This window comes from Serratia inhibens (genome assembly GCF_003591175.1).
GTDB lineage: Bacteria > Pseudomonadota > Gammaproteobacteria > Enterobacterales > Enterobacteriaceae > Serratia > Serratia inhibens.
Genome location: NZ_QYYG01000010.1, coordinates 108,813 through 132,094, shown reverse-complemented (window position 1 = coordinate 132,094; position 23,282 = coordinate 108,813). Strand labels below are relative to the sequence as shown.

At 50.4% G+C, this 23,282-nt stretch carries 21 protein-coding genes and 2 pseudogenes; 12 read left to right on the top strand and 11 right to left on the bottom strand.

What is annotated here, in order from left to right; all coding sequences use genetic code 11:
• Positions 1–4: 4 nt before the first annotated feature.
• From D4100_RS22805 to D4100_RS22790, 3 genes are all read left to right on the top strand, one after another.
• Positions 5–811 (top strand): hypothetical protein, encoded by an 807-nt coding sequence (locus tag D4100_RS22805; protein ID WP_119805320.1) that lies wholly within the window; start codon positions 5–7, stop codon positions 809–811.
• Positions 812–1,114: 303 nt separating this feature from the next.
• Positions 1,115–1,801, top strand: coding sequence for a response regulator transcription factor (locus D4100_RS22795; protein ID WP_158586354.1), 687 nt, complete (start codon positions 1,115–1,117; stop codon positions 1,799–1,801).
• Between the two features lie 297 nt (positions 1,802–2,098).
• Positions 2,099–4,432 (top strand): membrane-bound PQQ-dependent dehydrogenase, glucose/quinate/shikimate family, encoded by a 2,334-nt coding sequence (locus D4100_RS22790; RefSeq protein ID WP_119805318.1) that lies wholly within the window; start codon positions 2,099–2,101, stop codon positions 4,430–4,432.
• Between the two features lie 151 nt (positions 4,433–4,583).
• On the opposite strand, the pseudogene D4100_RS22785 reads toward D4100_RS22790, so the two are convergent.
• Positions 4,584–4,739 (bottom strand): annotated as a pseudogene (locus D4100_RS22785) (IS6 family transposase); the annotation flags it as partial.
• Between D4100_RS22785 and D4100_RS22780 the strand changes: the two are divergent.
• Positions 4,734–5,489, top strand: a pseudogene (locus tag D4100_RS22780) (conjugal transfer protein TraG N-terminal domain-containing protein); the annotation flags it as partial. The pseudogenes D4100_RS22785 and D4100_RS22780 sit on opposite strands and share 6 nt — an antisense overlap.
• Before the next feature lie 55 nt (positions 5,490–5,544).
• On the opposite strand, the gene D4100_RS22775 reads toward D4100_RS22780, so the two are convergent.
• From D4100_RS22775 to D4100_RS22730, 10 genes are all read right to left on the bottom strand, one after another.
• Positions 5,545–5,874 (bottom strand): hypothetical protein, encoded by a 330-nt coding sequence (locus D4100_RS22775; protein ID WP_119805317.1) that lies wholly within the window; start codon positions 5,872–5,874, stop codon positions 5,545–5,547.
• Between the two features lie 656 nt (positions 5,875–6,530).
• Entirely contained in the window at positions 6,531–7,061 is a 531-nt protein-coding gene (locus D4100_RS22770) for a type II toxin-antitoxin system RelB/DinJ family antitoxin (RefSeq protein WP_119805316.1), read from the bottom strand.
• Positions 7,062–7,114: 53 nt separating this feature from the next.
• Positions 7,115–8,182 carry a fimbrial protein gene (locus D4100_RS22765; RefSeq protein ID WP_119805315.1) on the bottom strand — a complete coding sequence of 356 codons (1,068 nt, stop codon included), beginning with the start codon at positions 8,180–8,182 and terminating at the stop codon, positions 7,115–7,117.
• 21 nt (positions 8,183–8,203) lie between these two features.
• Positions 8,204–10,714, bottom strand: a complete 2,511-nt coding sequence (locus D4100_RS22760) for a fimbria/pilus outer membrane usher protein (protein ID WP_119805314.1) — start codon at positions 10,712–10,714, stop codon at positions 8,204–8,206.
• Between the two features lie 15 nt (positions 10,715–10,729).
• The gene (locus D4100_RS22755) at positions 10,730–11,425 is read right to left on the bottom strand and encodes a fimbrial biogenesis chaperone (RefSeq protein ID WP_119805313.1); all 696 of its coding nucleotides are present in this window, start codon (positions 11,423–11,425) and stop codon (positions 10,730–10,732) included.
• 50 nt (positions 11,426–11,475) lie between these two features.
• A complete protein-coding gene (locus D4100_RS22750) occupies positions 11,476–12,060 on the bottom strand; it encodes a fimbrial protein (RefSeq protein ID WP_119805312.1) in 585 nt (194 codons plus the stop codon).
• A 654-nt stretch (positions 12,061–12,714) separates the two neighbouring features.
• Positions 12,715–14,217, bottom strand: coding sequence for an FKBP-type peptidyl-prolyl cis-trans isomerase N-terminal domain-containing protein (locus D4100_RS22745; RefSeq protein ID WP_158586353.1), 1,503 nt, complete (start codon positions 14,215–14,217; stop codon positions 12,715–12,717).
• A gap of 110 nt (positions 14,218–14,327) precedes the next feature.
• A complete protein-coding gene (locus D4100_RS22740; protein ID WP_244941695.1) occupies positions 14,328–14,615 on the bottom strand; it encodes a hypothetical protein in 288 nt (95 codons plus the stop codon).
• 103 nt (positions 14,616–14,718) lie between these two features.
• Entirely contained in the window at positions 14,719–15,447 is a 729-nt protein-coding gene (locus D4100_RS22735) for a response regulator transcription factor (RefSeq protein ID WP_119805309.1), read from the bottom strand.
• Positions 15,448–15,543: 96 nt separating this feature from the next.
• Positions 15,544–15,834, bottom strand: a complete 291-nt coding sequence (locus tag D4100_RS22730) for a FaeA/PapI family transcriptional regulator (RefSeq protein WP_244941694.1) — start codon at positions 15,832–15,834, stop codon at positions 15,544–15,546.
• 692 nt (positions 15,835–16,526) lie between these two features.
• On the opposite strand from D4100_RS22730, the gene D4100_RS22725 reads away from it, so the two are divergent.
• From D4100_RS22725 to D4100_RS22690, 8 genes are all read left to right on the top strand, one after another.
• Positions 16,527–17,066 (top strand): fimbrial protein, encoded by a 540-nt coding sequence (locus tag D4100_RS22725; protein ID WP_119805307.1) that lies wholly within the window; start codon positions 16,527–16,529, stop codon positions 17,064–17,066.
• Positions 17,067–17,153: 87 nt separating this feature from the next.
• Positions 17,154–17,696, top strand: a complete 543-nt coding sequence (locus D4100_RS22720; protein WP_119805306.1) for a fimbrial protein — start codon at positions 17,154–17,156, stop codon at positions 17,694–17,696.
• 22 nt (positions 17,697–17,718) lie between these two features.
• Positions 17,719–20,259, top strand: a complete 2,541-nt coding sequence (locus D4100_RS22715) for an outer membrane usher protein (protein WP_119805305.1) — start codon at positions 17,719–17,721, stop codon at positions 20,257–20,259.
• Positions 20,256–21,011: a fimbria/pilus periplasmic chaperone gene (locus D4100_RS22710; RefSeq protein WP_119805304.1), complete on the top strand. Its 756-nt coding sequence runs from the start codon at positions 20,256–20,258 to the stop codon at positions 21,009–21,011. The genes D4100_RS22715 and D4100_RS22710 overlap by 4 nt, the downstream gene beginning before the upstream one ends.
• 44 nt (positions 21,012–21,055) lie before the next feature.
• Positions 21,056–21,724: a fimbrial protein gene (locus D4100_RS22705; protein ID WP_119805303.1), complete on the top strand. Its 669-nt coding sequence runs from the start codon at positions 21,056–21,058 to the stop codon at positions 21,722–21,724.
• A gap of 10 nt (positions 21,725–21,734) precedes the next feature.
• A complete protein-coding gene (locus D4100_RS22700) occupies positions 21,735–22,250 on the top strand; it encodes a fimbrial protein (protein WP_158586352.1) in 516 nt (171 codons plus the stop codon).
• Positions 22,251–22,261: 11 nt separating this feature from the next.
• Positions 22,262–22,774: a fimbrial protein gene (locus tag D4100_RS22695; protein ID WP_119805301.1), complete on the top strand. Its 513-nt coding sequence runs from the start codon at positions 22,262–22,264 to the stop codon at positions 22,772–22,774.
• 10 nt (positions 22,775–22,784) lie between these two features.
• A complete protein-coding gene (locus D4100_RS22690; protein WP_119805300.1) occupies positions 22,785–23,282 on the top strand; it encodes a fimbrial protein in 498 nt (165 codons plus the stop codon).

The following is a 23,282-nucleotide window of genomic DNA, read 5'->3' as shown; positions in this document are numbered from 1 at the left end:
GATCATGACCATGATGAACAGTGACAATGTGCAAAACAGACTCGCCTGGCGGGCTCTGCCTGCGGCGCTTTTGGCGTCTGGCGTTTTGAGTTTCCCGGCTGTGGCGGCCCAAGCGGCACCACCGGTCTATCAACCGGCGGAGGAGTGGCAGTTCACCCTCTCTCCTTATCTCTGGGCGGCAGGCATTCGCGGAGATGTTGGCCATCGGTCAACGGGCACGCAATTTATGAAAACGGATTTCTCTGCCATTGCCCGTGACCTCGATGTCGCGGTGATGGCGATGGGGGAAGCCCGCAAAGGGCCTTACAGCCTGCTGATGGACCTGATGTTTATCGACACCACGACGCGTAACGGCCTGCCGGATGGGGCGCCGGCGTCACGGCTGAAAGTGGATAGCCGGACGGTGTCAGGCTTCCTCGGCGGTGGATATACCCTGCTGGAAGAGGGCGGCGCTCGCCTTGATGCCACCGGCGGCGTTCGGGTGTGGTACAGCAGCACTAGCTTGCATTTTCAGGGAGGGGTTATCGATGGGGGATCGGGCAGTGATCGTGCAACCTGGGTGGATGGCGTTGCGGGCCTGCGCGGCCATTATGCGCTGACGCCAACCGTCAGGCTTTCGGCCTGGGGATTGGCCGGTGGCGGGCAGTCCCGATTGGACTGGGATGCGGCGGCACTGCTGAGTTGGGAGTTTATGCCGGGCTTCTCTGCCGTGGCGGGATACCGGGCCATGGGCGTCGATTATCGTCATAACGGTTTTGTGTATGACGTGGTACAGCAGGGGCCGATATTAGGGATGAACGGTAGATTTTAAGGTCAAAAGTATAACGAAAAACTTCGGACAGTTGCTTTTCCGGGATAGGCATGCCGGGAAGAACGAGAATGACACAGAGAGATGAACTGTTAACCATTAATTTAATGGCAATTTCCCGGTGGGGGGAAAACCACGGTATGAAGGCTCCTCGCGTTACGCAGTTTTCCCTTCACTGGTGGCGAAAGCCGTGATGCCGACGGAGTCCACTGACGGATGATACCGTCGATGTGGGTTTTTATCTGAATGCCTTGGATCAATTCTGACGGAGTGACATGACACGCAATGGCTATGCGTTTTTTGCTGATGACAGACAGTCCAGTACTGGCGCACCACTTCGCGGTGGTGTGTGCTGGACGAGGTAATGTATCGGAGACGCCCTGTGGGCCGATCGTACTGCAGGCGGGGTTGTTGCCCTGGTTGACGGAGCGTCGCCCGGATGCTCTGCTGCTTGACTTGATGCCAGCACAACGTCCGCGGAGCGTGGCCGTGCTGGCTCAGTGGCGGGCGTTGTGCCCAGGGGTTCCGGTGATGGTGGTGTTGGCCGACGGTAGCCTGTCGGACCGGTTGAAGCTACTGCAAGCCGGAGCGGATGGCTGCCATAACGACGCTGTAGATGCGCGGGTGCTGGCTGCCCGGGTTGAAGCGCTGGTGCGCCGCCATCAGGGGTTCAGCGGTCCGAGCCTCGAGTGTCCACCGTTCAGCCTGGAGCCGCAGGCACGGCGGGTGAGTATAGAGGGGCAACTGGTACCGGTGACCGGGTATGAGTTTCAGGTGCTGGAGATACTGGTTCGTCACCGCGGTCGAGTGCTGAGCCGGACGGATATCCTTTCTCGGGTTGGTCCGGAGGCCCTGGTGAATGAGGCGCGCAGCCGTTCGTTGTACGTCATTTACTGGCGGATACGCCGCCGGTTCTCTGCCTTTCCCCGGGCTCTGGCCATGTTACAACATCGCCGGGGCGAAGGATTTGTGCTGGATCCCGGGCGTGAGTAATGGGTATGGATTAGGGGCTGGACCAACAGACAAACCTGATGCATACCAGGTGCAATCACAAATTTATCGAGTGCTTGCATAAGGCAAAGTGGAAACAGGTTATTCCGGTGCCTGATTTTGTGAACCACTACAATAGGCTCTTACTGCCGTTAATGCGACAGAGCCGCTGACCAGCAATAAAGTATAACCGGTGACTGAATTAATCAGTATAAACTCATATAATTTCGGCGTGTGAATTGAATAAAACTTATTTAACCTCGGCCATACCCTGCAACCCATTAAGAATGAGAGCTAAATATGAAGATAATATCTAAGATTTTATTATTTGTAATCACCTTGTCAGGGCTTTTTCTGGCTGGGGGGGGCGGATGGTTAGCCATCCTGGGAGGTAGTTTATATTATCTATTTGCCGGGGTTGTTTATTTGCTTTCTGTTTATTTTATTTTTCGCAGAAAAAAGATCGGGATATACTGTATATATTTCGTTTTAGTATTCTCAATTCTGTGGGCTATTTGGGAACGAGGTTTTTTATTTTGGCCATTCTTCTCAAGAAGTCTTGTTCCGTTGGCGCTAACAATTTTAGCTACTTGTCTATTAAACGAGATGCGTCCGTTAATCGGTGTTAAAGAAAAACGAATGTTCATTGCCGGCGGACTGGCTGCTACAATGACTTTCTTTTCGATATTCATAGGGGCATTTTTTCCACATGATGCTCAATATGGTGATGCCGCGGTATACAAAAAACATCCTGAAAATAACAAGTCAGAAAATTGGTACGCTTACGGACGTTCCACTCACGGCACTCGCTTTTCTCCATTCACCCAAATAAACAGGGAGAATATAAAGTCATTACATCCTGTATGGCAATATAGAACCGGTGATCTTGGGCCTGGCATTGACCAAAATACTCCCCTGCAAATTGACCATTTTCTTTACAGTTGCTCACGCAATGGCGTGATAGCTGCACTGGACGTCGATACAGGAAAGGCTACATGGACATTTGATGCAAACGAGCGTTCTCCCATCTGGCAACGATGTCGTGGGCTAGGGTATTACGAGGCACCAAAAGTAGTTGAAACACAACAGCAACCAGAGAGAAGTACATGCTCGGAACGCATTATCCAAACAACGAACACTGCAAAATTGATCGCACTGGATGCAAAAACTGGCCTGCGATGTGCAGGATTTGGTCACAACGGAACTGTAGATCTTAAACAAGGAATGGGGGAGGTTAAACCTGGATTTTATTTCCAAACTTCAGCTCCATTAGTTGCAGGGAATAAAATTGTCGTGGGCGGATGGGTCGTGGATAACCAAGAAGTGGGTGAACCCTCTGGCGTGATACGTGCATTTGATGCTGAGACAGGTGAACTTGCCTGGGCTTGGGACCTCGGTAATCCGGCTATCGACCGCCTTCCTCCACCGGGAAAATCGTACACACGCGGTACCCCAAATATGTGGAGTACAGCCGCATATGATGAAAAATTGGGATTGGTGTATATACCATTAGGTAACACAACGCCTGATTATTATGGCGTTTTGAGAACCGAGTTGGAAAATAAATATAATTCATCTCTGGTTGCACTCGACGTAAATACAGGGAAGGAACGTTGGCATTATCAAACAGTTCATCGTGATATCTGGGATTATGACCTTCCATCACAGCCCGCGCTGGTAGATGTTCCTGATGAAAAAGGGAACATTGTCGCTGCTGTAATGCAAACGACTAAACGCGGTGAAATATTTTTACTCAACCGTGAAACTGGAGAGCCCATTACTGCAGTTGAGGAGAAGGCCGTCCCGACCAAGAGCACAATTCCCGGAGAGATACTCTCACCGACTCAACCGTACTCTGTTGGTATGCCTAGCGTTCGAGCGGGTATATTGTCAGAAAATAAAATATGGGGAGCTACACTTTTTGATCAACTAGCTTGCCGAATTGAATTTAAACAGTCGGTCTATCAGGGGGATTTCACGCCTATTGGCCTTAAAAAAGCGATTCAATATCCAAGTAACCTGGGGGGGCTAAACTGGGGCAGTGTTTCTGTTGATACTAAAAACAATATAGCTTATGTTAATGACGTCAGAGTTCCCGTAACCTATTGGTTAATAAAAAGAAACGAATATCCTGAAGTTGAAAAAAAATACCACAGTGATCATACAGGCCACGGACCTTCCGCTCAGACTGGAACACCTTACGGTATGGTTACTATTGTATGGACATCCGCTGCGGGGATCCCTTGCGTTGAACCCCCATTTGGGACATTAACTGCAGTTGACCTCAATAGTCGTAAAATTGCATGGCAGGTACCAGTGGGTACAACAGAAGAATTAGGTCCTTTTGGAATAAAATCTCATTTGCCTATGCCTATGGGATTACCTACCTATGCTGGGAACTCCACAACTGCGGGAGGGGTAGTCTTCTTCGCGGGTTCACAAGATTACTATTTAAGAGCTTATGACGCTGCAACAGGAAAAGAAATATGGAAATATCCTTTGCCAGTCGGTGCAAGTGCAACCCCCATGACGTATATATCTCCCAAGACAAGCAAACAATATGTAGTGGTTTCCGTTGGTGGGGCCGCACATTCGCAGGATATTGGCGACTACGTGATTGCATTTTCTTTGTAGCCAAATAGACTTTGTCATCATGTGGCTTTCTTGGGCTATGTTGAACCGCAGCGGGTTTCCGGGAGACTAAACTCTCAGTGAAAGGAGACCCAAAATGACTGGCTCTGTCGTGTTAACAGAAGTGAGTTGGCAAAAGTGACGCCGCCGCTTTTTAGGCGGCCAGCAAATAGAATTGTTCAGCCGGTGATAAACACTCACCGGCTGGATACTGGCGTTGCCCTTTGCGTATCATGTGCACCAACTCCATACCCGCCAATATCGTCTGCACCCGACGGAATGATTTGAATCCCGGCATCGGGCGTATCCGACCTGCAGCGAGTGGTGGTCAGCCGGCGATACGGGCCTGGAGGCCCGCGTGGTGAAATAGGTCGACCCGGGCGTAATGCTGCGGATGTCCGCTGCGCTGAAAATGATGGGGCAATCTGACGCGGACTATAAAGAAGCGGTGGTGCGTCGTCTGGTCAGCCCGGATAACCTGACGGTCTCCCAGGGCGGACAGGCGTATGCCGGCTATGGCGGCAACGCTGACTTTACCCTGGACAACTCGGTTAACCGTATTACATCAATGGGCGGAACTGCGCTGGGGAGCCTGGCGGCGTATCCGGCATTTGATGCGATGCGTCAGGCGCTGCCGATGGTGCAGGCGGTACTGTTGATGGCGGTGTACATCATGGTGCCACTTATCTTGGCATTCGCAGCCTACGAGTACAAGACGGTGATCACCGTGACGTTCGTGGTGTTTGCGCTGAACTTCCTGACGTTCTGGTGGGAGCTGGCGCGCTGGCTGGACAGTTGGTTACTGGAAGCGCTTTACGGCTCGGATACGCATAGCCGATGGAACGTGGCTGGTTTTCAGAATAGTTCTGATGACCTCATTATGAATTTGGTGATGGGGTGTATGTTCTTGGTGCTGCCAGCTGTATGGCTTGGGGCATTATCATGGGCAGGGATTAGTGTCGGTCAAGCCGTTGGTAGCGCACTAAGAACTGGCGTATCTAAAGCTCAAGAGACTGGTGGTGATGCAGTTAATACGCTTAAAAAATCGGTAAAATTATAATATCTATGGGTACGGGGGAAACTGCAAAAATGCTCCCCCTAACTCTTGTTTTTGCTCAGTCTAATCGCTCTGAAGTGAGGTCATCAGAACTAGTGTAGTAGCCGTACCCGTCATTACCATGCCTGATTGATGGCCCAGAGCCCCTATCATCATCAAATATATTCTCATTAGAAGTGTTTACATTCTGAAGAATGATAGCTATAGCCCAAATGAAAAGCAGGCTGCCTGCAATGATGATTCCACCAAACAGGGCGGCGGCGGCTGAACCTAGGAACGCAACAGCAATGGGTACATGCCCAATCCAGCCAGGAAGCTTGTGCTTACGAGCTTTAGACACACAGAATGTATCCCATCTCAAAATCGTGCCTTTAAGACGCTTCCACATACGTGCTATCCGAATGCCCCGTTGGTAGGCTTGCTGGTTTCGAGTTTGGCTCACAATGCCACCCTAATCTTGTTAGGTCTTTCCGCCACTATAGCTTAAATAACAACCAAGTGCTATTTACCTGGCTCTACAGGAGGCTGTTGCACACGCTTGTCTTGAATCGCCACGGGTTTAACAGACACCTCAGCGTCATTTATGGAGTGCCCTTACACCAGTAGACATTTCCTGTCCTCACGACGAGGCCAGATTTGTCTTCAGGCTCGGGGCACTCCAGTACAATTTTGTACAATGTCCAAAATACTCCCGTCACAAGTAGGGTCGGAGCGGGTATTAGCACAGTCGCACAACCAGTCTTGCTACGTCAGTTTGTTTAATATTCATTACCCTACAGCGGCTTATCATCATGAACAAGATAGACAAGGAGTGTCAGATGAAAAATTTACTATTTTTATTCGCTTTCATATTGTTCTCCGGATGTTCCGGCCCTTTAGGCGGAGTGTGGGGAGTTATACCGCAAAATACGGATGTGTGCCCTCAGGGGCGAGATGCGGTCTCCGGTGTATGCCGATAACAAAACGAATTGATAAATATATAGTTTGTTGCATCAAGCCGCTCTCAATGAGAGCGGCTCAAACACAAACCTGAATGATGAGTGACTATGTGTTCGTTTCTGCTTCAGCGATCATTTTTAACGCCAGAGATAGTTTTATTATTCCACTATCCTCCAGATAGTGCCCCTGACAGGTTTCAAACCTGACATGAGTTTCAAGAACATAAAATGCTCGTTTAGCGCCGTTAAAGGCCTTTTTCCAGTCAATGATATTTCCGCTATTTAATTTATATAAGGCATTTTCTATTTGTCGAAAATTTGCAATAAACTCGCGAACGACATGTTTTAACAGATCCAGGTTGTTTTCTGTGATCTGTTCTGCTTGTTCTATTTTCAGATAAAAGTCACATAAGGTATTTTTCAGTAGCAGGTAATCCATAAATAAATTGCTGAGCAGGTTGCTAGGTTTGTTAACGTGCGTATTGATGATGAAGGGAAGTTCCCTGTGCTGTAAAATATAATGATAAAGCCCATTGATCGCCGTAGTTGGTTTTATACCAAGGCTACGTAATATTTCATCGACTTCATCTTTCAAGTTCTTGTCTACCTTTACACCAATTTGTGCTTGTTCTCCCATTTTAACATCCTTATTATAACAAATGGTTATTAACAATTTGTTATTTTCAATCCTTACTCATAAATAATGTTTAATGTGGCGTTGGTGTTTATTTTTCCTTTCCCCGCTGCGGATAAGTTATAGGGGAAATAATAAGCACCCATGGTCATTGTGAATTGGGCATCCAGGGTGTCACCTGCGTTAGTTTTAAACAGTGAGGTTGCGTTGCCTTTATGGATCGTAGAAGTTGACATTATCACCGGCGTTGAAGGTGTGTCCTGCTGAGCAAGACGGATACCGACGCCTTTGGCCGATCCGGCACTGGTGTCTATCATCACGCTGTTATCTGTAGCCAGCAAGTTGTTGCTAGATAAAAACATTTCTATGCCTCTGTCCGAAGTTCCATTCTCCAGTCTGTTTTCACAGCGCATATTCAGGGTAAAAGGGGTATAGCCGGGACGAGTCTGGCCGGCTAATTGGGCAATACCCAAACGTGGCAACTGCACCGCCAGGCCAGCATTCTCAAACTGGCAGGTTGTGGCTTTCGGAGTGTAGAGAATAGTTAGCGGCTGCATATACATATCACGTTGATCCACTGGCCAACCATTGCCCGCTAACCAGGCTAAAAACTTACCCGCCTGCTTGATAGGCCAGGTAATGATTTCCCAGAGAGACATGCCGGTCCAGTCGGATACCATCATGGAGTTATCGATGTAGTAACGATCTTTTGCCGTGGTGTTGCCGGATTTTTTCACCAGCGTTGCCTTGACGGTATAACCGATATTGAGTTCAGTTGCTGAATGTTGCCCCTTTTCCGCCAGGATAATTTCCCCTTTCTCAGGTGCGGAGGTTTGTATCTTAATCCAGTGTTTACCATCGCCAAAGCCGACAACCAACGTATTACTGGCAGTGTCTGCAATGGGGGAGAAATAACCCAATTTGCTGTTTTTTCCTGAGCAATTGAAGGTTCCATTGAATTGCGAATGAACTTGCCCGGTCCATTCTGGCGAGTTAGCGCTGAGTTTATCTGACAGATCGATTGCGATGGCGCGTGCTGTCCCCAGCGGATTTCCGTAGCATTTTGCCTGGCTTTCGCCAACGGAAAGACCGGCGATTAAAATGGATAAATATAACGTTTTCATAATTTCCTCAATCACACGGAATCAACGGCAAATGACTTTGTTCACCGTCGTAATATCGGCGGCAGTCAGATCAATGACGCAACTATTTGCGTCAGCTCGGTTGAGTTTAACGTCGAGGCGCTTCGGCGGCTGTTCACTCTTGACGTACAGGACGCTGGCCTGGCCGACATAACCGACGGCGTGCCCGGTTTGATCGACAACCTCAGTGCCGAATGGCAGGGGTTTGCCGTCGGGGAAGCTGGCGGTCAGGGTATAAGATTGGCGCAGATCGGTGGCAAATTTGACGCGATTGACCGCACCGTAGAACGGCACGATATAACCGACGTTGTTGGTAATTTCTGCGCCGGAAGCGTCGTTGGTATCTGAGAGCGTGAGCGTATTCTGACGATAAGGTGTGGCGTAGGGAACCAGTGCCAATCCGTCCCGGTTAGTGATAATACTTTCATCGCCATTAACCATCAGGCCGGCGGCCTGAGGAGCGTCGACTACCGTCAGGGTGTGGCCAATTTCATTGGCGGCCAGTACATCCCAGGGAATAGCGACCAGGCTGCCGCGCGCGCTAAGGCCGGCCTGCCGGTAATCGCTCGCTTCGCTGTAAGACCCGCCGAGTGTCGAAAGCGACGTACGGTAACTGGCGCTCACTCCAGCCATGTTTTCACCGCCGGGCTGATTGGCGCCGGACAGCGTATAACTCAGTTGGTTGGCGTCGCCGGACACGCCGCTGACGCTGAGCTGGCTCTGCTGGTAATGGCTGTCTGTCATCGACAGGCTGCTGCTTAAATAGGCGGTGTGTTCGAAAGCATCGAAGGGCACATTGATCGACAGGTAATACCGGGTTTCTTCCTCGTGGCTGTCATTACGAACGCGGCTGGCGGAGAGATTGTAATCCACTTTGCCGAAGTTGTTGGAATAGCCCAGTTGGTATTCGCGGCTATTGCCCTGTTCGGTCCAATAATCACGTTGAGTGCCAGAGAAAAACAGTGTGCCCAGATTGTCGCCTAGCCGTTGGTTCAGGCTCAGGTTAAAGGTATTACGTGGGCGGGCCGAACGCAGCGCATCCAGCGTATTCATATCCAACGGATCTCCTGACCATTCTCCCGCTGGATTTTGTATATCGGGTTGTCGATCGGCCAGTTGGCGATAACCGTCGTGGGTATAAATAGCGTCTGAAAAGCTATAATAACCCTTGGTCGAATAACGGTAGGCGGCCAGGGTAAAGTTGGTGGCAGTGGTGTCCAGGAATTTGCTGTAGGCGATTCGGTAACTTTGTCCGCTTTCACTACGGCCCGGAAAATGAGCGTCTGCCTGGGTGATATCCACGGATACCGCCCCAAAGGGCAGGTTCCAGCCGCTCCCCAGCAGATAAGAACGGTAGTCGTTACCGATAAGTGCACCGGCATAACCGGTAACCAAATTGTTGAAGCCATATTGCAACGAACTTTGCAGGAAATCCGGGCTGTAACGAGTATTGCTTTGCTTAACCTTGCCGGCCAACAGAGCGTATTTGGCGATACCCGGCTTCAACATATTCGGCACGGCGGAAAAGGGCACGGTGAAAGACTGTTCACTGCCGTCCGCTTCTTTCACGATCACCAGCAGATCGCCACCGGAGCCGGTGGGCTGAATGCTGTCAAGGCTAAATGCACCTGGCGGGACGTTTTCCTGGTAAATCACGTTACCGCTCTGCATCACTTTAACCAGAGCATTGGTTTGTGCCACGCCGTGAACCACGGGTGAGAATCCCTGTTGGGAATTGGGCAACATATTGGTATCGGATGCCAGTGAGATCCCGCGCAAACGGATAGAATCAAACATATTGCCAGGTGAATAGAAATCGCCCCCGGTTAGTGTTGAGGTAATAGATGAAAACCCGTGCTGCAAATAACGGGTATTGTTCCGCCATTGGCTGTCGCGGCCGGAATAATGTGAAAAGGTACTGTTATCGCGAAACTGCCAGCCTTCAAAGTTAAAGCCTGAATTCAACCCGGCGTACAGATCGTCCCGGGTGGCAGTATTGCCGGTTTTGAATTGTGAACGGTAGTAGGTGGTATTGTAGGAAAATAGCAGGGCGGATTCGCCCTGTTGCCAGAACTGCGGGTCAACATAACCATTTTTCGCGTGGATAATATGAGCCTGCGGTACCGACAGTTTCATGCTGAGCGTATCGGTTTCCTGTGTGACGCTACCGCCTTGAACCAGTGCGTTAAGGGGCAGAAGTTGTGTAGCCTTTTGCTGGTTGGGCAAGGCGCTGAGATCGATCCCCAACACGGCGGCATCTTCATAGCGCATCGCGATCTGCTCAGGCTGCTCCCCCAGTTGCAGCGGGAAACGTCCCTTCCAGTTGCCGTTAACATAGATATCAAAGGTATGTTGCCCAGCGGGGAGGTCTGACTGACGATAAAAGCGTGAAAGGTCGGCTTCTTGCGACGCCCCTGCCAGTAAACGGGTGTCGAACTCGATGGCCTCTGCCCGGTTAGTCAGCAGAATTGACGTTAATATCAGCAGCGAAGTGAGGGTTTTGTTTATCGTCATCCTTGCTTAACCTCATCAATGAGACGTTATGATTTTTTCTTTATAGGCGCCAAGGTCATCAACATATTTTAGCGATAGCTTGTCATTGGCTTTTAGTGGTTGCCGGGTTTGCGCCGTTGCGCTGGAAAATGGCGGGATCATGATGGAATCGGTCAATATATTCTTCTGGTTAGCACGGTCGATATTGGCCAGGGTAAAGTGGTAGGGAGCATTATTTTTGACCGTCACAGAGTTACCGCGTGAATACAGTTCGACATGATTGGCCACGGAATCAGGATTGATCTGCAGATCCTTAGGGCGGTAAAACAGCTTTATCCGCGACTTCACAGCCAGTTGTAGAGTATTTTGTCCCTGTAGGTTCTCGGGCACCGGTGGAATATCCAATACGTTCAGATAGAACACTGATTCGCGATCGGCAGCGAGCTGCGGACCGATTTTTTTTATACGTAATTGCTGACCGCTATTAGCGGAAACTTTAACTACCGGAGGTGAAAGTAAAAATGGCACATTGGCGGTTTCTGGCGTCGAGTTAATATCGCCATCATCGATCCAGGCCTGGACCAATGACGGATCGTTGCCGTTATTGATCAACTGAACAACAACGTCCTTATTGCTTTCCTGATAAATAACTCGGGTGGTGTTGATTACCACGTTGGCGCAGGCGTGAGTCGTCACCAGGGCTAAACTGGCTAATAGAATATTTTTTATCATACTATCTCCCGATAGCCAGGCTCATCCGTTGAGCCTGGCGAATAGCTAAATTACAGGTAAGAAATGGTATAGGTCACGTTAGAATGCAGTGCGCCGACTTTTGCCGCTGCTGTATTGGTTTTGTAGTAATACGCGTCCAGCGTCAGGGTTTCCGAGTCCGGATCGGCGCTGTTGCCGAGAATATCGGTTACGAAAGGTTGATTCAGCGCGATGGGGGTTGAGGAGTTGGCGTTGGCCAGAGAGAAACCGACATTTTTGGCGACTGCAGTATCCTGCTCGTTGACAGTATCATTCAGCAGATATTTGCCGTCGGTAGAAATATTGTCAGCGGAAGAGAAGTAAATCTTTAACGGTTGCCCAGAGGTACCGGAGGCCGGGGAACAGTTAGAGAAGGTGAGAGAAAAAGACTTTTTGTTTTTGATAATCGGCCCCACGGTGTTACCGGCATCGGTCACGGAGATCGGGCTGAGCGCAACGGTGAAATCCGCGCTTTTACCGCCATTAATGGTACAGGTGGTATCGGTAATCGCGCCAGAGAACGAAATAATGCCACCGGCGGATTGATCTGCCGCCAGTGCGCTGCCTGAGCTTAGCACAGCGGCCATTACTGTGAGATAAAGGATTTTATTAACCATATTGACTCCAAATTCCATATAGAGAGTTATAGGTATATGAGAAGATATATTGATTTACCCGAAAAGATAAAAAGCGTCATGCTCTCATTCTACCGGGTATATTGCTGATATCTATAAATATACATATTTCAAACATTGTATTACTGACTGAACATAGCAAAGCTATGCCTGCTCAGTGATACCATGATAAATCATGTGGATTTCAAATCAACACTAATAAAATGGTTTCTAATATGTTGTATTTTACAATTTAATTTCTTTTAAAAACAATTAATTGAAAAATACCCTTCGACACGCAATCAGGTTGTGTCCCAGGCTTGCGTCCGAAAACTCTGGGTGACGTTTATTTGTATATAAAATAATATACCTTCTTTGTGTGATTTAACGCTTTTTTAACATAGAAATAGGATACCTATCACCGTAGTCCAGAACAGTAAACTGCCACCAACGACTAATAAAAAACCATCTCTGCGGGTATAGTCATGTAATTTGATTCTATTTAGTACTTTTTTATAGTATTCCATTCTTCAATTCTTCTTGTTTAATGCCTGGAAAGTGCATCTGAGGTGCCATAAATAACAGGAATAAAAAAATGACTGCTGACGAAGGGGAGGACGTCAGCAGCTTAGCGGCGATGAGCCAGAGAATAGGGGGCTACCGGGGTGCTGCTGCAGTATCCGGCGCTCCCTTTTTTTTCTGTGTTTCTGGGTACATTTCAGCAATACGCAGTTGGTACACCATGGTGGCGTTAGGCGGAATGTTTGGTGGGTAACCTTTTTCCCCGTAGGCCAGCTCAGGAGGCACTACCAGGGTTAATGAACCGTGGTTTTTTAATTGCTTCAATGCGTCGGCAAATAACGGCGGGAATTGCGCCAGGGGCTGAGACAGCACCGCACCGTTGGTGTCCATATCCTGGATCACGGTGCCATCGGTGAGCGTTTCTTTTATGACGACGTCCAGGGTGGCACCAGTGGGGATCGGCGCGTCGCCGGTATAGTCAATGCGATACCAAGCTCCGGCGGCGGTGGTTTTAACCTGTTTGTCTTTTTTGAAGCGGGTAAGGTAAGCATTATCCTGTTTTAACTGTGTTGCCATCACGTTATTTCTGGCTTTCGTTACCTGCTGCTCAGAATCGGCCAGTGCCTGATTGAGCGCCTTATCATCCAGTTGCCGCTGCCCGGAGAAGGTATCGAATAGCCCTGTCAGCAATACTTGCTTGTCGACTTTCACCCCCCATTTCTGGCGCTCCGCATGCATTTGCAGGACTTCTTCACCCAACGAAACGCCAGCGGCGTAAGACTGGCGTACAGCAGGCTGTTTCATCCTGTCCGCTTGGATTTTTTCAGGGGCGACTTTTCGCAAGTCACTCAGTTCGGCTTTCAGGTTGGCGGCCGCAGTCACCTGTTCATCCAGCTCTTTTTGCATGGTGTTGCGCTGTAGCAGCAGTTCATTCAACTGTGTCTGTGTTTGCGTATGGATTTCACGCAGCTCGGACTCTGCCGTTTTTAACCTTGCCAGCTGCGCCTTTACATTTTCACTGGCGGCGGTCAGCGTTTGGTTTCTGTTTTGGGCTTCTGACAGGTGCGTTTGTAACGTGATTTTATCCTGTTCAACGTGCTGTAACTGGGCTGTGAGAGTGTTATGCGCCTCGGTTGCCGATGCCTGGTTTTGCGTTTTCATCGCGGCCAGTTGATTTTTAAGCCTGTCGTTTTCTGTGCGCAGGTTTTTCTCCGCCGTCTGCGCCAAACTAATCTGTTGCTGTGTCTGCCGCAGACGTTCTTTTACCTGAGTTTCCTCCGGCGTGGGCGACAGTGCCTGACGCACCCCATGAACCAGCCTACTCAGTGCCGTGGTATCTATTGATATTTGAGGGGGGGCAGGTGCTGTTTTCGTCTGTTTTTTTTCCAATATGCTCATCTGCTGCTCAAGCTGGACAATGGTTTCCTGCAGGTGCCGTATCTTGGCATCTTTGGTTTGCCAAAGCGCAGCGGCAGCTGCGTTTTCCCGGGAAGAGCGGTTGCCCTGTGGGCTGGCAGTCTTATTAGCGGGAGGCTTTGCACCAGTATCGGCCGGTTTCACCGCCGGTTTAGTCACCGGCGGCGCCGCGTCTTTTGATTGTTGTTGATATTGTTCGGCAAACTGTAAAAGAGCCGGCACGCCAGCCTGCGGTGCAGCCTGTACGGCGGCAGATGCCGCCAGACCGATAGCAGCCATTAACCCGCTTAACCGAGACTGCAAGCCGGGGGCGCTCTGCGTGTATTTGTTGTTCATTGCGCTGTTCCACCCTGTTCAGCCAGACGATTGAGTACGGCCTGGTTGATTTGAGCACAGAGCAAATTGACGCGATAACGATAGAGTGAATCTACGGTGTCTTGTGTGTTTTCATTGACGTTGGTGCGCAGGACTGCGTATTGCGCCGCGCCGCGCATCAACTGTTCAAAGGTACGCTGGAGAGCCGGGTAGCTGGCGGCCTGCAGAGTATTAAGCGCTTTCAGTTCCTGCTGACATTGGCGCAGGTGCTGCACCTCCTTACTGACTTGTTGTTCGGTTTGCATCGGGAGCTGTGCTCCTGCTCCTGTGGTTGCGGTGCGTAGCTTTGATTGGCAGCCACTTAACAAGACAGCCAACAGTATGAAAGGCAGGGGCAGCAGGGAAGTATTAGGCATAGTCATTCTCTGGGGGGTTCTGTGATGGCCCGCTCTGCCGATGCGGCAATAATAAAAGCGGGGGGGTTTTCTGGTGCGATGAATTTGCTGCGGCATTCCACCGGTGCCCGGTCGGCAAGCAATGCGATGCTAATTGCCCAATGCCGCCGCGGAGCAACCAGTAATTCAGATCCGAGGAGCGAGTGATGCCCAATTTTTCCATTGCGTTGCGTTTATGGCCGCTGACGGTTTTGGGGCTGATGCGTAAATAATGACTGATCTCGCAGGCGCGCTGGCCATTGGCCAGATAGCGCAGGATCTCAATTTCCCGATCGGTCAGTGGTGGCCGGTGAGCACTGGTGCGCTTTTTTGGCATACTTGGCAGCGCCATACTGTGCAGTGCTTGCGTCACTATTTGCATGGCCCAGCTCATGCTTTGATGACGATAAAAAATGCCATCTAAATTTTTGAACTGGATATTGTCGTGTCGACTGGGTTTTTCTTTAAATATAAAAATACATTGGTGAGCCGGCGCGGTTCGCCGTTGGGTCAGATAACGTAATTCGGCGGCATCCTGTTCCGCGGCCAGAAAGACCATATCGCAAACAGTTTTATCCAACAGATTTTCGCTGATGCGAACATCGATCTCAAGATTATTAAAATATGTCATTATCCCCTGCGAAAATCCCAGGGAAAAGTACATATTTGGCTCGGCAAGTAATATCGTTACAGTGGGTTTCATGTTTGTTTTCCCTCATGAAAAACCAGCCGGGTTAAACCGTGCAGGTATTAGCAGTAGTCTACGCCAGTCAACTGAAAAACCTTTATTATCATAATGTTAGTCATCTTTTTTTATGTCAGGGCAGATATACCAACGCAGGGCATTATTTATTGGCTGTGGCGTCACTTTCACCCAGCCCTTTTTAGCCATTTTCAGCAATAAATACCGGGTCTTATAGATGCTGAAATCACAATCTTCGGCAATATCCCGTGTACTAGCCCATGTGGCAGGCACGTCCGCGCAGCGTAGTTCTTTAGCGGCACATAACTTTATGATGGTCTCCGCGACCCGTTCGAAATCCTCGTGCTGCAATTGACGGGCGGAGGTTTTATCTTCGTGTTCACTCATTTCTCTGCTCACTCCCTGATGAATGAGATTGTCCGTGGGATTTACAGGTCAGGAGACCAATGAAAAAAATCACTTTCGCAATAATTACATTTTGTCGAAAAGCGATTTCTTTATAAATCAAAGGTATCGATTCGGTGAGATATCGGATACAGCCTTAAAATCACCAATCATTAGATGATTATATCGTGATTTTTTAATATGCGATCCATGATGTTGCCGTTTCATTGATATTTGGTTTTATGTTCTGTATTTGTCTTTTGTTGCGATATTAAAGATCGCCAAGATTAGTTATTGTAAATAAAAGTGGATTTATGTCTCGTATTTATTGGTTTATTGTTTTTTGTGTTTTAAAATTAATTTCCATTTGTAATAATTGTTTCCGCTGGAGACGAGTCAGCCTTCAGCTTATGAGATTGCATGTTCTGCATTTTTAGATGTGTTGTCAGTTTCCACTTTGCGTTTTGCTTATAAGGTTCGGCATCGGTTTTTTGCAATTTTATTTAGTGATGCGCACAAGGATTTCAATGTGGTAAATATCTCTCCTTAGTGATGTGAGTGAGTATTTGTTGCGTTAAATACATTCACGATTAGTGAGTGATAAAGGGTTCCCATACCCCAATATATATTGGGGGGAACAAAAGTGTAAGTGAATGAACTTAGGTTCATCATTGTTAATGAATTAAGGACAAAAAATGAAATTGAACAAAATTATGATGGCGGCAGTAGTAGCTTTTGGTATGTCTGCTGTAGCACATGCGGATTCAGGTCACGGTAAAGTGAATTTCGCAGGTTCTATCGTTGATGCTCCGTGCTCTATCTCTCCAGAGGCTGCTGATCAGACCGTAAACCTGGGCCAGGTGTCCAACGTGGCTCTGAAAGACGGTGGTAAATCCACGCCGAGAAACTTCCAGATCGATCTGGAAAACTGCACCGTTGCTACCGGTAAAACCGTCCAGGTAACTTTCACCGGTGCTAAGGCACAGGAAACCAATAAAAACCTGTTGGCTATCACTGGTTCTGCCAGTGGCGCAGGTATTGCCATGACTGACACCAGCGGTGCTCTGGTTGAGCTGGGTAAAGGCGGTACTGCGCAGATACTGCAGAACGGCAATAACACTCTGCAGTTCGGAGCCTACATGCAAGGTCTGACTGCCGGCGAAGGCGGCAGTGCCGTTGCCGTGGTACCAGGTGACTTCACCGCAGTGACTGACTTTACCTTGGCTTACCCGTAAGTCGCGTCAACGCCGGGTTATGCAGCATGCGGGGCAACCCGCATGTTTTTTCCTTTAAAGGGCCGTGTAATAGCATGGAGTGGATTAATGAAGCGATTAACCGGTTATGTGGCGTTTTCCCTATTGGCAGTATTGCTGGTTCGTTTGCCAGTAGCGACTGCATCAACCCCTGCAGGTTGGGGCAGAGTCAATATGGAAGGGGCTATTCTCGATACCGCCTGCGCAATAGAGGCTGGAAGCCGGGATCAGAGCATAGAAATGTCTACACTGCCACTCAGCCAGATTATTCGTGATGGGCAGGGGCTAACGAAACCCTTCACTATCCGTTTGGTGAACTGTGTCTTGTCCCGGGCAACGGCTGGCCTGCCCGACTGGCAGCGATTTCAGGTGACATTTGACGGAGATGGCCGCAACGGACTGTTTCAGGTGCATGGTGAGGCGCGAGGTGTGGCACTGCAAATCACCGATGCACGGGGCAATATTGCTTTGCCGGGCAAGCCATTGCCGATGAGCGACGTGAATCCTGGCAATATGGACCTTAACTATTTCCTGCGTCTGGTCGGCGATCAGAATGTATTACGGGTAGGGGAATACTATTCTGCCGTACGTTTTAAACTGGATTATTACTGATAATAATAAAGGGGCAGTGGTTATGGCGTATTTATCTCCTGCGTCCAGGGTATTTCGTGTGCGCTTGCTGGGTATTTTCATTGTGGCTGCTTTAGGTGGAGAGGTTATATTCGCCCAGGCTGGGGAAGAGGTTCAGTTCAATACCGATATTTTAGATTTAAAAGATCGGGAAAATATCGATTTAAGCCAGTTTTCTCAGGGCGGATTTATTATGCCCGGTACTTATCCGATGGTGGTGCGGATTAATGAGCAGGATTTACCTGAGCAGCCGGTCGTGTTTCGAGCACCGGATAGTGACCCCAAAGGTAGTTTGGTGTGCTTGTCCCCCGAGCTGGTTGGTCAACTAGGGTTGAAGCCCGAAATGCTCGAAGGGCTGACCTGGTGGCATGATGGGCAGTGCCTTGATCTCAGTAGCCTGAAGGGGATGGAAGCGCGGGGTAATCTGAGCAATGGGGTTTTGTATTTGAGCATCCCACAGGCTTATCTGGAATACACCTCCGATAACTGGGAGCCCCCTTCGCGCTGGGATGATGGCATACCTGGTTTGTTGCTGGATTATAACGTTAATGCGCAGACTCGGCGGCAGCAGTCTCATGGTGATAAAGGCTATAGCCTGAGCGGTAACGGAACTATGGGGGCCAACCTTGGTGCCTGGCGTTTGCGTGCGGACTGGCAGACACGGCTTGAACATCAAACCGGCCAGGGGCAGAGAAACCAGCAAAACTGGGAGTGGAGCCGTTATTACGCCTACCGCGCTATCCGTAGCCTGGGGGCGCGTTTAACGCTGGGTGAAGACTACCTCAGTTCCGAAGTATTCGACAGCTTCCGCTTTAGCGGCCTGAGCTTGAATTCCGATGACAACATGTTACCGCCGAACCTGCGCGGCTACGCACCGGAGGTCACCGGGATCGCCCGCAGTAACGCAAAAGTGACTATAAGCCAGCAGGGGCGCGTGTTGTACGAGACTCAGGTGGCCTCGGGGCCTTTTCGGATCCAGGACATCAATAATGCGGTGAACGGCAAATTGGATGTTCGGGTAGAAGAGCAGGACGGCACCGTACAGAAATTCCAAATGGATACTGCCAGCGTGCCTTACCTGACGCGCCCGGGGCGGGTGCGCTACAAGCTGGCGAGCGGTAAACCTTCGGATTGGCAGCACCGTAGTGACGGCCCGTTGTTCGCTATGGGGGATTTCTCCTGGGGCATCAACAACGGCTGGTCACTGTATGGCGGTGGGCTGGCAGCCGGTGATTACAACGCGGCATCGATTGGCTTTGGGCGTGATTTACTGGTGTTCGGGGCGTTGGCGTTCGACGTTACCCAGTCTCGGGCTGTGCTGGATCGCTACGGCACGTTAAGCGGGCGTTCGTATCGACTCAGCTATTCCAAAACGTTCGACGAATACGACAGTCAGGTGACGTTTGCCGGGTACCGGTTCTCTGAGCGCAACTTTATGCGTATGGGGGAGTTTTTGGCGGCGCGGCGAGACAGTTCTTTGCTCAATCACAGCAAAGAAATGTACACGGTCTCATTCAACAAGCAATTCCGTGATCTGGGGCTGAGCGCGTATGTGGATTACCAACACCAGACCTATTGGGACCGCCCGGTCAACGATCGGTTAAGCCTGTCGGTGTCGCGTTACTTTGATATTGGAGAATTCCGCAACCTTAGCCTGTCGCTGTCGGCCTATCGCAACACTTATAACGGAGTGCGCGACGACGGTATGTACCTTTCGCTGTCGATGCCATTCGGTAGCAACGGCTCGGTGAGTTACAACACCACGGTCAATCGTAATGATACCACTCACCGGGTGGGTTATTACGACCGGGTGGATGATCGCACCAACTATCAGCTCAATGCTGGTACCGCCCACAGTGGTGAGTCGTTGAGTGGTTACATCAGCCATCGTGGCGATGTGGCGCAGGTGAATGCCAACGCCAGCTATCAGGCAGGGCAATATTCTTCGATGGGGCTTTCACTGCAAGGGGGCGCTACTGCGACGCTGGAAGGCGCTGCATTGCATCGCTCCGGCATGACGGGGGGCACGCGGCTGTTAATTGATACCGATGGTGCGCCAAACGTGCCGGTGCGTGGTTATGGTCCAAGCGTGCGCTCTAACGCCTTCGGTAAAGTAGTGGTGGCAGATATCAGCAGTTACTACCGCAGCAAGGCGAGCATCGATCTGGACAAATTGGATGAGAATACGGAGGCGACCAACTCGGTAACGCAGGCCACATTGACGGAAGGTGCTATTGGCTACCGACATTTTGAAGTGATCTCGGGAATGAAGGCAATGGCGGTTATCCGGTTGGCTGATGGCAGCACCCCGCCGTTTGGCGCCACGGTGCGAAACAGCAAAGATCAGGATACCGGCATCGTCAACGAGGACGGCAGCGTTTATCTGAGCGGTATCAAGGCCGGGCAAATGATGTCGGTTAACTGGGATGGCCGCAGGCAATGTGAGATTTCTTTGCCGGAGACGCTGCCACAGAGTGACCAAACAAATTTATTGCTGCCGTGTAGTGCGGTAGCGACTACAGAGAAAACAGGTAACGAATCATGAACATGAACAAGATTTTTCCCCTTTCCGCGTTGCTGTTGTGCACGGGAATGATGGCCCAACAGGCAAACGCTGCGATTTCGCTGGACCGCACCCGGATCGTATTTAACGGCGGGGAAAAATCACAGAGTCTGACGGTAAGCAACCAGAACAAACAGTTGCCCTATTTGGCCCAGGGTTGGATTGAAGATACCCAAGGCAATAAAATTCAGACTCCGCTGACTATTTTGCCGCCGGTACAACGCATTGAACCGGGCGCACAGAGTCAGATTAAAATTCAGGCTTTGCCGGGTGCTAATTTGCTGGCGCAAGACCGGGAATCGCTGTTTTATTTCAACCTGCGGGAAATCCCGCCGAAGAGCGATAAACCCAATACTTTGCAAATTGCCTTGCAAACGCGCATCAAGCTTTTTTATCGGCCGGCATCCATTGTGCCGACCAAAACGCAGATGGCTGCCCCATGGCAGGAAAAGCTGACACTGACACGTCAGGGCGACAGCTATCAACTGAACAACCCGACGCCGTACTTTATCACGTTGGTGGATGCGGGCAGTAAACCGAATGCTGAAGGCATTAAGGGTTTTGAGCCGGTGATGGTACCGCCGAAAGGCCAAGCGCCGTTGGGGGTGAACGCTGGTGTGTTGGGTGCCAATCCAGTTCTGACCTACATCAACGACTACGGTGGTCGTCCACAGTTGAAATTCACCTGTAGCGGCACTACCTGTAGCGCCACACCGGTCAAAGATAGCCAATAAATCGATGTGAACGACTGAGCGCATGCCTTTGCAAGGAGGGAAAGATGAGACAACAAAACAAAACTGTGCGCCTACCGCCGTCACGCCATGAGCGGTTGTACCGTTGGTGTTTGGCCGCATGGGTGATGATGGTGCCGGTGGTGGTTGTCGTCGGCTGGTTGTTGATCCCCTCAGCGCGGGCGGCGGACTGGGTATTGACCGAACATGGTGATGTGGACGGCAACAGCGGCCAGTTGTGGGTACACGGCGCGTTGACGGAAAGCGCCTGTCGGCTGGACATGACGTCCGCCTATCAGGACGTGAACCTGGGGGATATCGGTACCGGACGCTTGCTGAATGTCGGCGATCGCGGCATGCCGGTGGCGGTACAACTGCACCTGCGCGATTGTCTGCGCATGTCCGGCGGCAGCCAGGATAGCCGAACCGGTAATCTGACCTGGAGCGCCAGCCAGCCGGCAGTGTCGTTGAGCTTTATCGCACCGATGGATCCAGATACCCCTGGATTGTTGCAGGTGCGGGGCGCAAAAGGGATCGGGTTGCGGTTGCTGGACGAACAAATGCGGGATGTTCATATCGGGGAACGGGGGCCAAAACAATTGCTGACGCCGGGATTGGCCACGCTGACCTATACGATTGCGCCGGAGCGGACCGCTGCACCGTTGCAGGCCGGGGCATACAGGGCGACGGTAGATTTCCGACTGAGTTATGACTGAGGCGCAAACAATGACAGAGCCTAATACTAAAAGACGTGGAAAAATGCTGCTGCTGTTGCTGCCCCTGTTGACGGGAAGCTCCGCCGGGCGCGCGGCTACGACGCTACCGGACATTAACGTGCAGATTACCGGCACCATTGTGGCTTCCGCGTCATGCCAGATAAACAACGGCAACGTTATAGAAGTGAACTTTGGCGAAGTAGTTAATTCGCAGATCAATGGTGTGAATTACAAAAAGACATTCGATTTAAATCTGAATTGCCGCGGCGGGAAATCAAATACAGTGCGGTTGAGATTTAACGGAACGGCGCATCCGCAACTACCAAATGCCTTGGAGGTCAACGGTAATGGCGGCCTGGGGATACAAATGATGAAGGATGGTGTGGCGTTTCAACCCTACAGCTGGATCCAATTTGAATACCCGAACTTGCCGATATTCTCAGCGGTGCCGGTGAAAGCACCGGGAAGCAAGATTATAGGTGGGTCCTTTGGCACTGCAGCCATTATCGAGATTGATTATCAATAAGGGGCCGGGAGATGAACGATAACCAGGTTGGCCTAAACAATGACCGGGCCAGGTATTGCGGCCTGTTGCTGCTATTTTCGTGCGGACTGGTGCAGGCTCAGGATCGAGTGAACTTTAACATTCAGGTGATAGAAGGCCCGCCGTGCAACATCAATAATGGCCAGGCTATTGAAGTTAACTTTGGCGATGACCTGCTGATCACCCGGATCGACGGCGTGAATTACAGCAAGACCATCGATTACACCCTGGACTGCCGCGAAGCGGGCAATAATGCGATTCGGATGCAGATACAGGGACTTGCGGCCTCTTTCGATGGCAATGTGCTGGCGACGGTAGAGAGGCCGGAACTTGGGGTCGCGATAAAACTCGCCAATGCCATGACCATGCCGGTAAACAGCTGGTTAAACCTGGCGAGTTCGTCGACAAGACCGGCACTCACAGCGGTTCCGGTAAAAGCACCGAGCAGTGTGCTGCAGCCGGGGGGATTTTCCGCCGGCGCCACCATGTTATTTGAGTATCAATAAGGGGCAGATGATGCAGCATAAACACATTTTGCGGGCAGTCTCTGCCTGCTCGTTGGCGGTATTGCTGGGCGGTTTACCCGTGCGAGCGGAAGAGAACATGCGTTTTCTGGGGACGTTGCTCTCCCCGCCGCCCTGCATCATCAATGGTGGCCAGATGATCGAAGTCAACTTTGGTGAGCGTCTCGGGGTGAAGCAGATTGATGGCGTGAAATATATGCAAACTGTGGATTACCGATTGGAGTGTGATCCAGGCGCTGGGGGAGCAGGGCTGGGACTGACGTTGATCGCCAATGATAGTCCGCTTGGCCGGGACGTCATAACGACCAATCTTTTTGGATTTGGCATTCGCATGATGCTCAATGGCCAACCGTTTAATCTTAACCAGCGGGTGTTGATCGATGCCGCCAATCCGCCGGTGATGCAGGCGGTACCGGTACAGAAGCCCGACTTGTTTTTGACAGAAGGCGCGTTCGAAGGGTTGGCGACCCTGTTGGCTGACTATCAATAA

What these genes read in the sequence shown, in the direction of transcription:
- D4100_RS22805 (WP_119805320.1), top strand. Translation starts at nt 5, where the DNA reads ATGACCATGATGAACAGTGACAATGTGCAAAACAGACTCGCCTGGCGG.
- D4100_RS22795 (WP_158586354.1), top strand. Translation starts at nt 1,115, where the DNA reads ATGACAGACAGTCCAGTACTGGCGCACCACTTCGCGGTGGTGTGTGCT.
- D4100_RS22790 (WP_119805318.1), top strand. Translation starts at nt 2,099, where the DNA reads ATGAAGATAATATCTAAGATTTTATTATTTGTAATCACCTTGTCAGGG.
- D4100_RS22775 (WP_119805317.1), bottom strand. Translation starts at nt 5,874, where the DNA reads ATGTGGAAGCGTCTTAAAGGCACGATTTTGAGATGGGATACATTCTGT.
- D4100_RS22770 (WP_119805316.1), bottom strand. Translation starts at nt 7,061, where the DNA reads ATGGGAGAACAAGCACAAATTGGTGTAAAGGTAGACAAGAACTTGAAA.
- D4100_RS22765 (WP_119805315.1), bottom strand. Translation starts at nt 8,182, where the DNA reads ATGAAAACGTTATATTTATCCATTTTAATCGCCGGTCTTTCCGTTGGC.
- D4100_RS22760 (WP_119805314.1), bottom strand. Translation starts at nt 10,714, where the DNA reads ATGACGATAAACAAAACCCTCACTTCGCTGCTGATATTAACGTCAATT.
- D4100_RS22755 (WP_119805313.1), bottom strand. Translation starts at nt 11,425, where the DNA reads ATGATAAAAAATATTCTATTAGCCAGTTTAGCCCTGGTGACGACTCAC.
- D4100_RS22750 (WP_119805312.1), bottom strand. Translation starts at nt 12,060, where the DNA reads ATGGTTAATAAAATCCTTTATCTCACAGTAATGGCCGCTGTGCTAAGC.
- D4100_RS22740 (WP_244941695.1), bottom strand. Translation starts at nt 14,615, where the DNA reads ATGCAAACCGAACAACAAGTCAGTAAGGAGGTGCAGCACCTGCGCCAA.
- D4100_RS22735 (WP_119805309.1), bottom strand. Translation starts at nt 15,447, where the DNA reads ATGAAACCCACTGTAACGATATTACTTGCCGAGCCAAATATGTACTTT.
- D4100_RS22730 (WP_244941694.1), bottom strand. Translation starts at nt 15,834, where the DNA reads ATGAGTGAACACGAAGATAAAACCTCCGCCCGTCAATTGCAGCACGAG.
- D4100_RS22725 (WP_119805307.1), top strand. Translation starts at nt 16,527, where the DNA reads ATGAAATTGAACAAAATTATGATGGCGGCAGTAGTAGCTTTTGGTATG.
- D4100_RS22720 (WP_119805306.1), top strand. Translation starts at nt 17,154, where the DNA reads ATGAAGCGATTAACCGGTTATGTGGCGTTTTCCCTATTGGCAGTATTG.
- D4100_RS22715 (WP_119805305.1), top strand. Translation starts at nt 17,719, where the DNA reads ATGGCGTATTTATCTCCTGCGTCCAGGGTATTTCGTGTGCGCTTGCTG.
- D4100_RS22710 (WP_119805304.1), top strand. Translation starts at nt 20,256, where the DNA reads ATGAACATGAACAAGATTTTTCCCCTTTCCGCGTTGCTGTTGTGCACG.
- D4100_RS22705 (WP_119805303.1), top strand. Translation starts at nt 21,056, where the DNA reads ATGAGACAACAAAACAAAACTGTGCGCCTACCGCCGTCACGCCATGAG.
- D4100_RS22700 (WP_158586352.1), top strand. Translation starts at nt 21,735, where the DNA reads ATGACAGAGCCTAATACTAAAAGACGTGGAAAAATGCTGCTGCTGTTG.
- D4100_RS22695 (WP_119805301.1), top strand. Translation starts at nt 22,262, where the DNA reads ATGAACGATAACCAGGTTGGCCTAAACAATGACCGGGCCAGGTATTGC.
- D4100_RS22690 (WP_119805300.1), top strand. Translation starts at nt 22,785, where the DNA reads ATGCAGCATAAACACATTTTGCGGGCAGTCTCTGCCTGCTCGTTGGCG.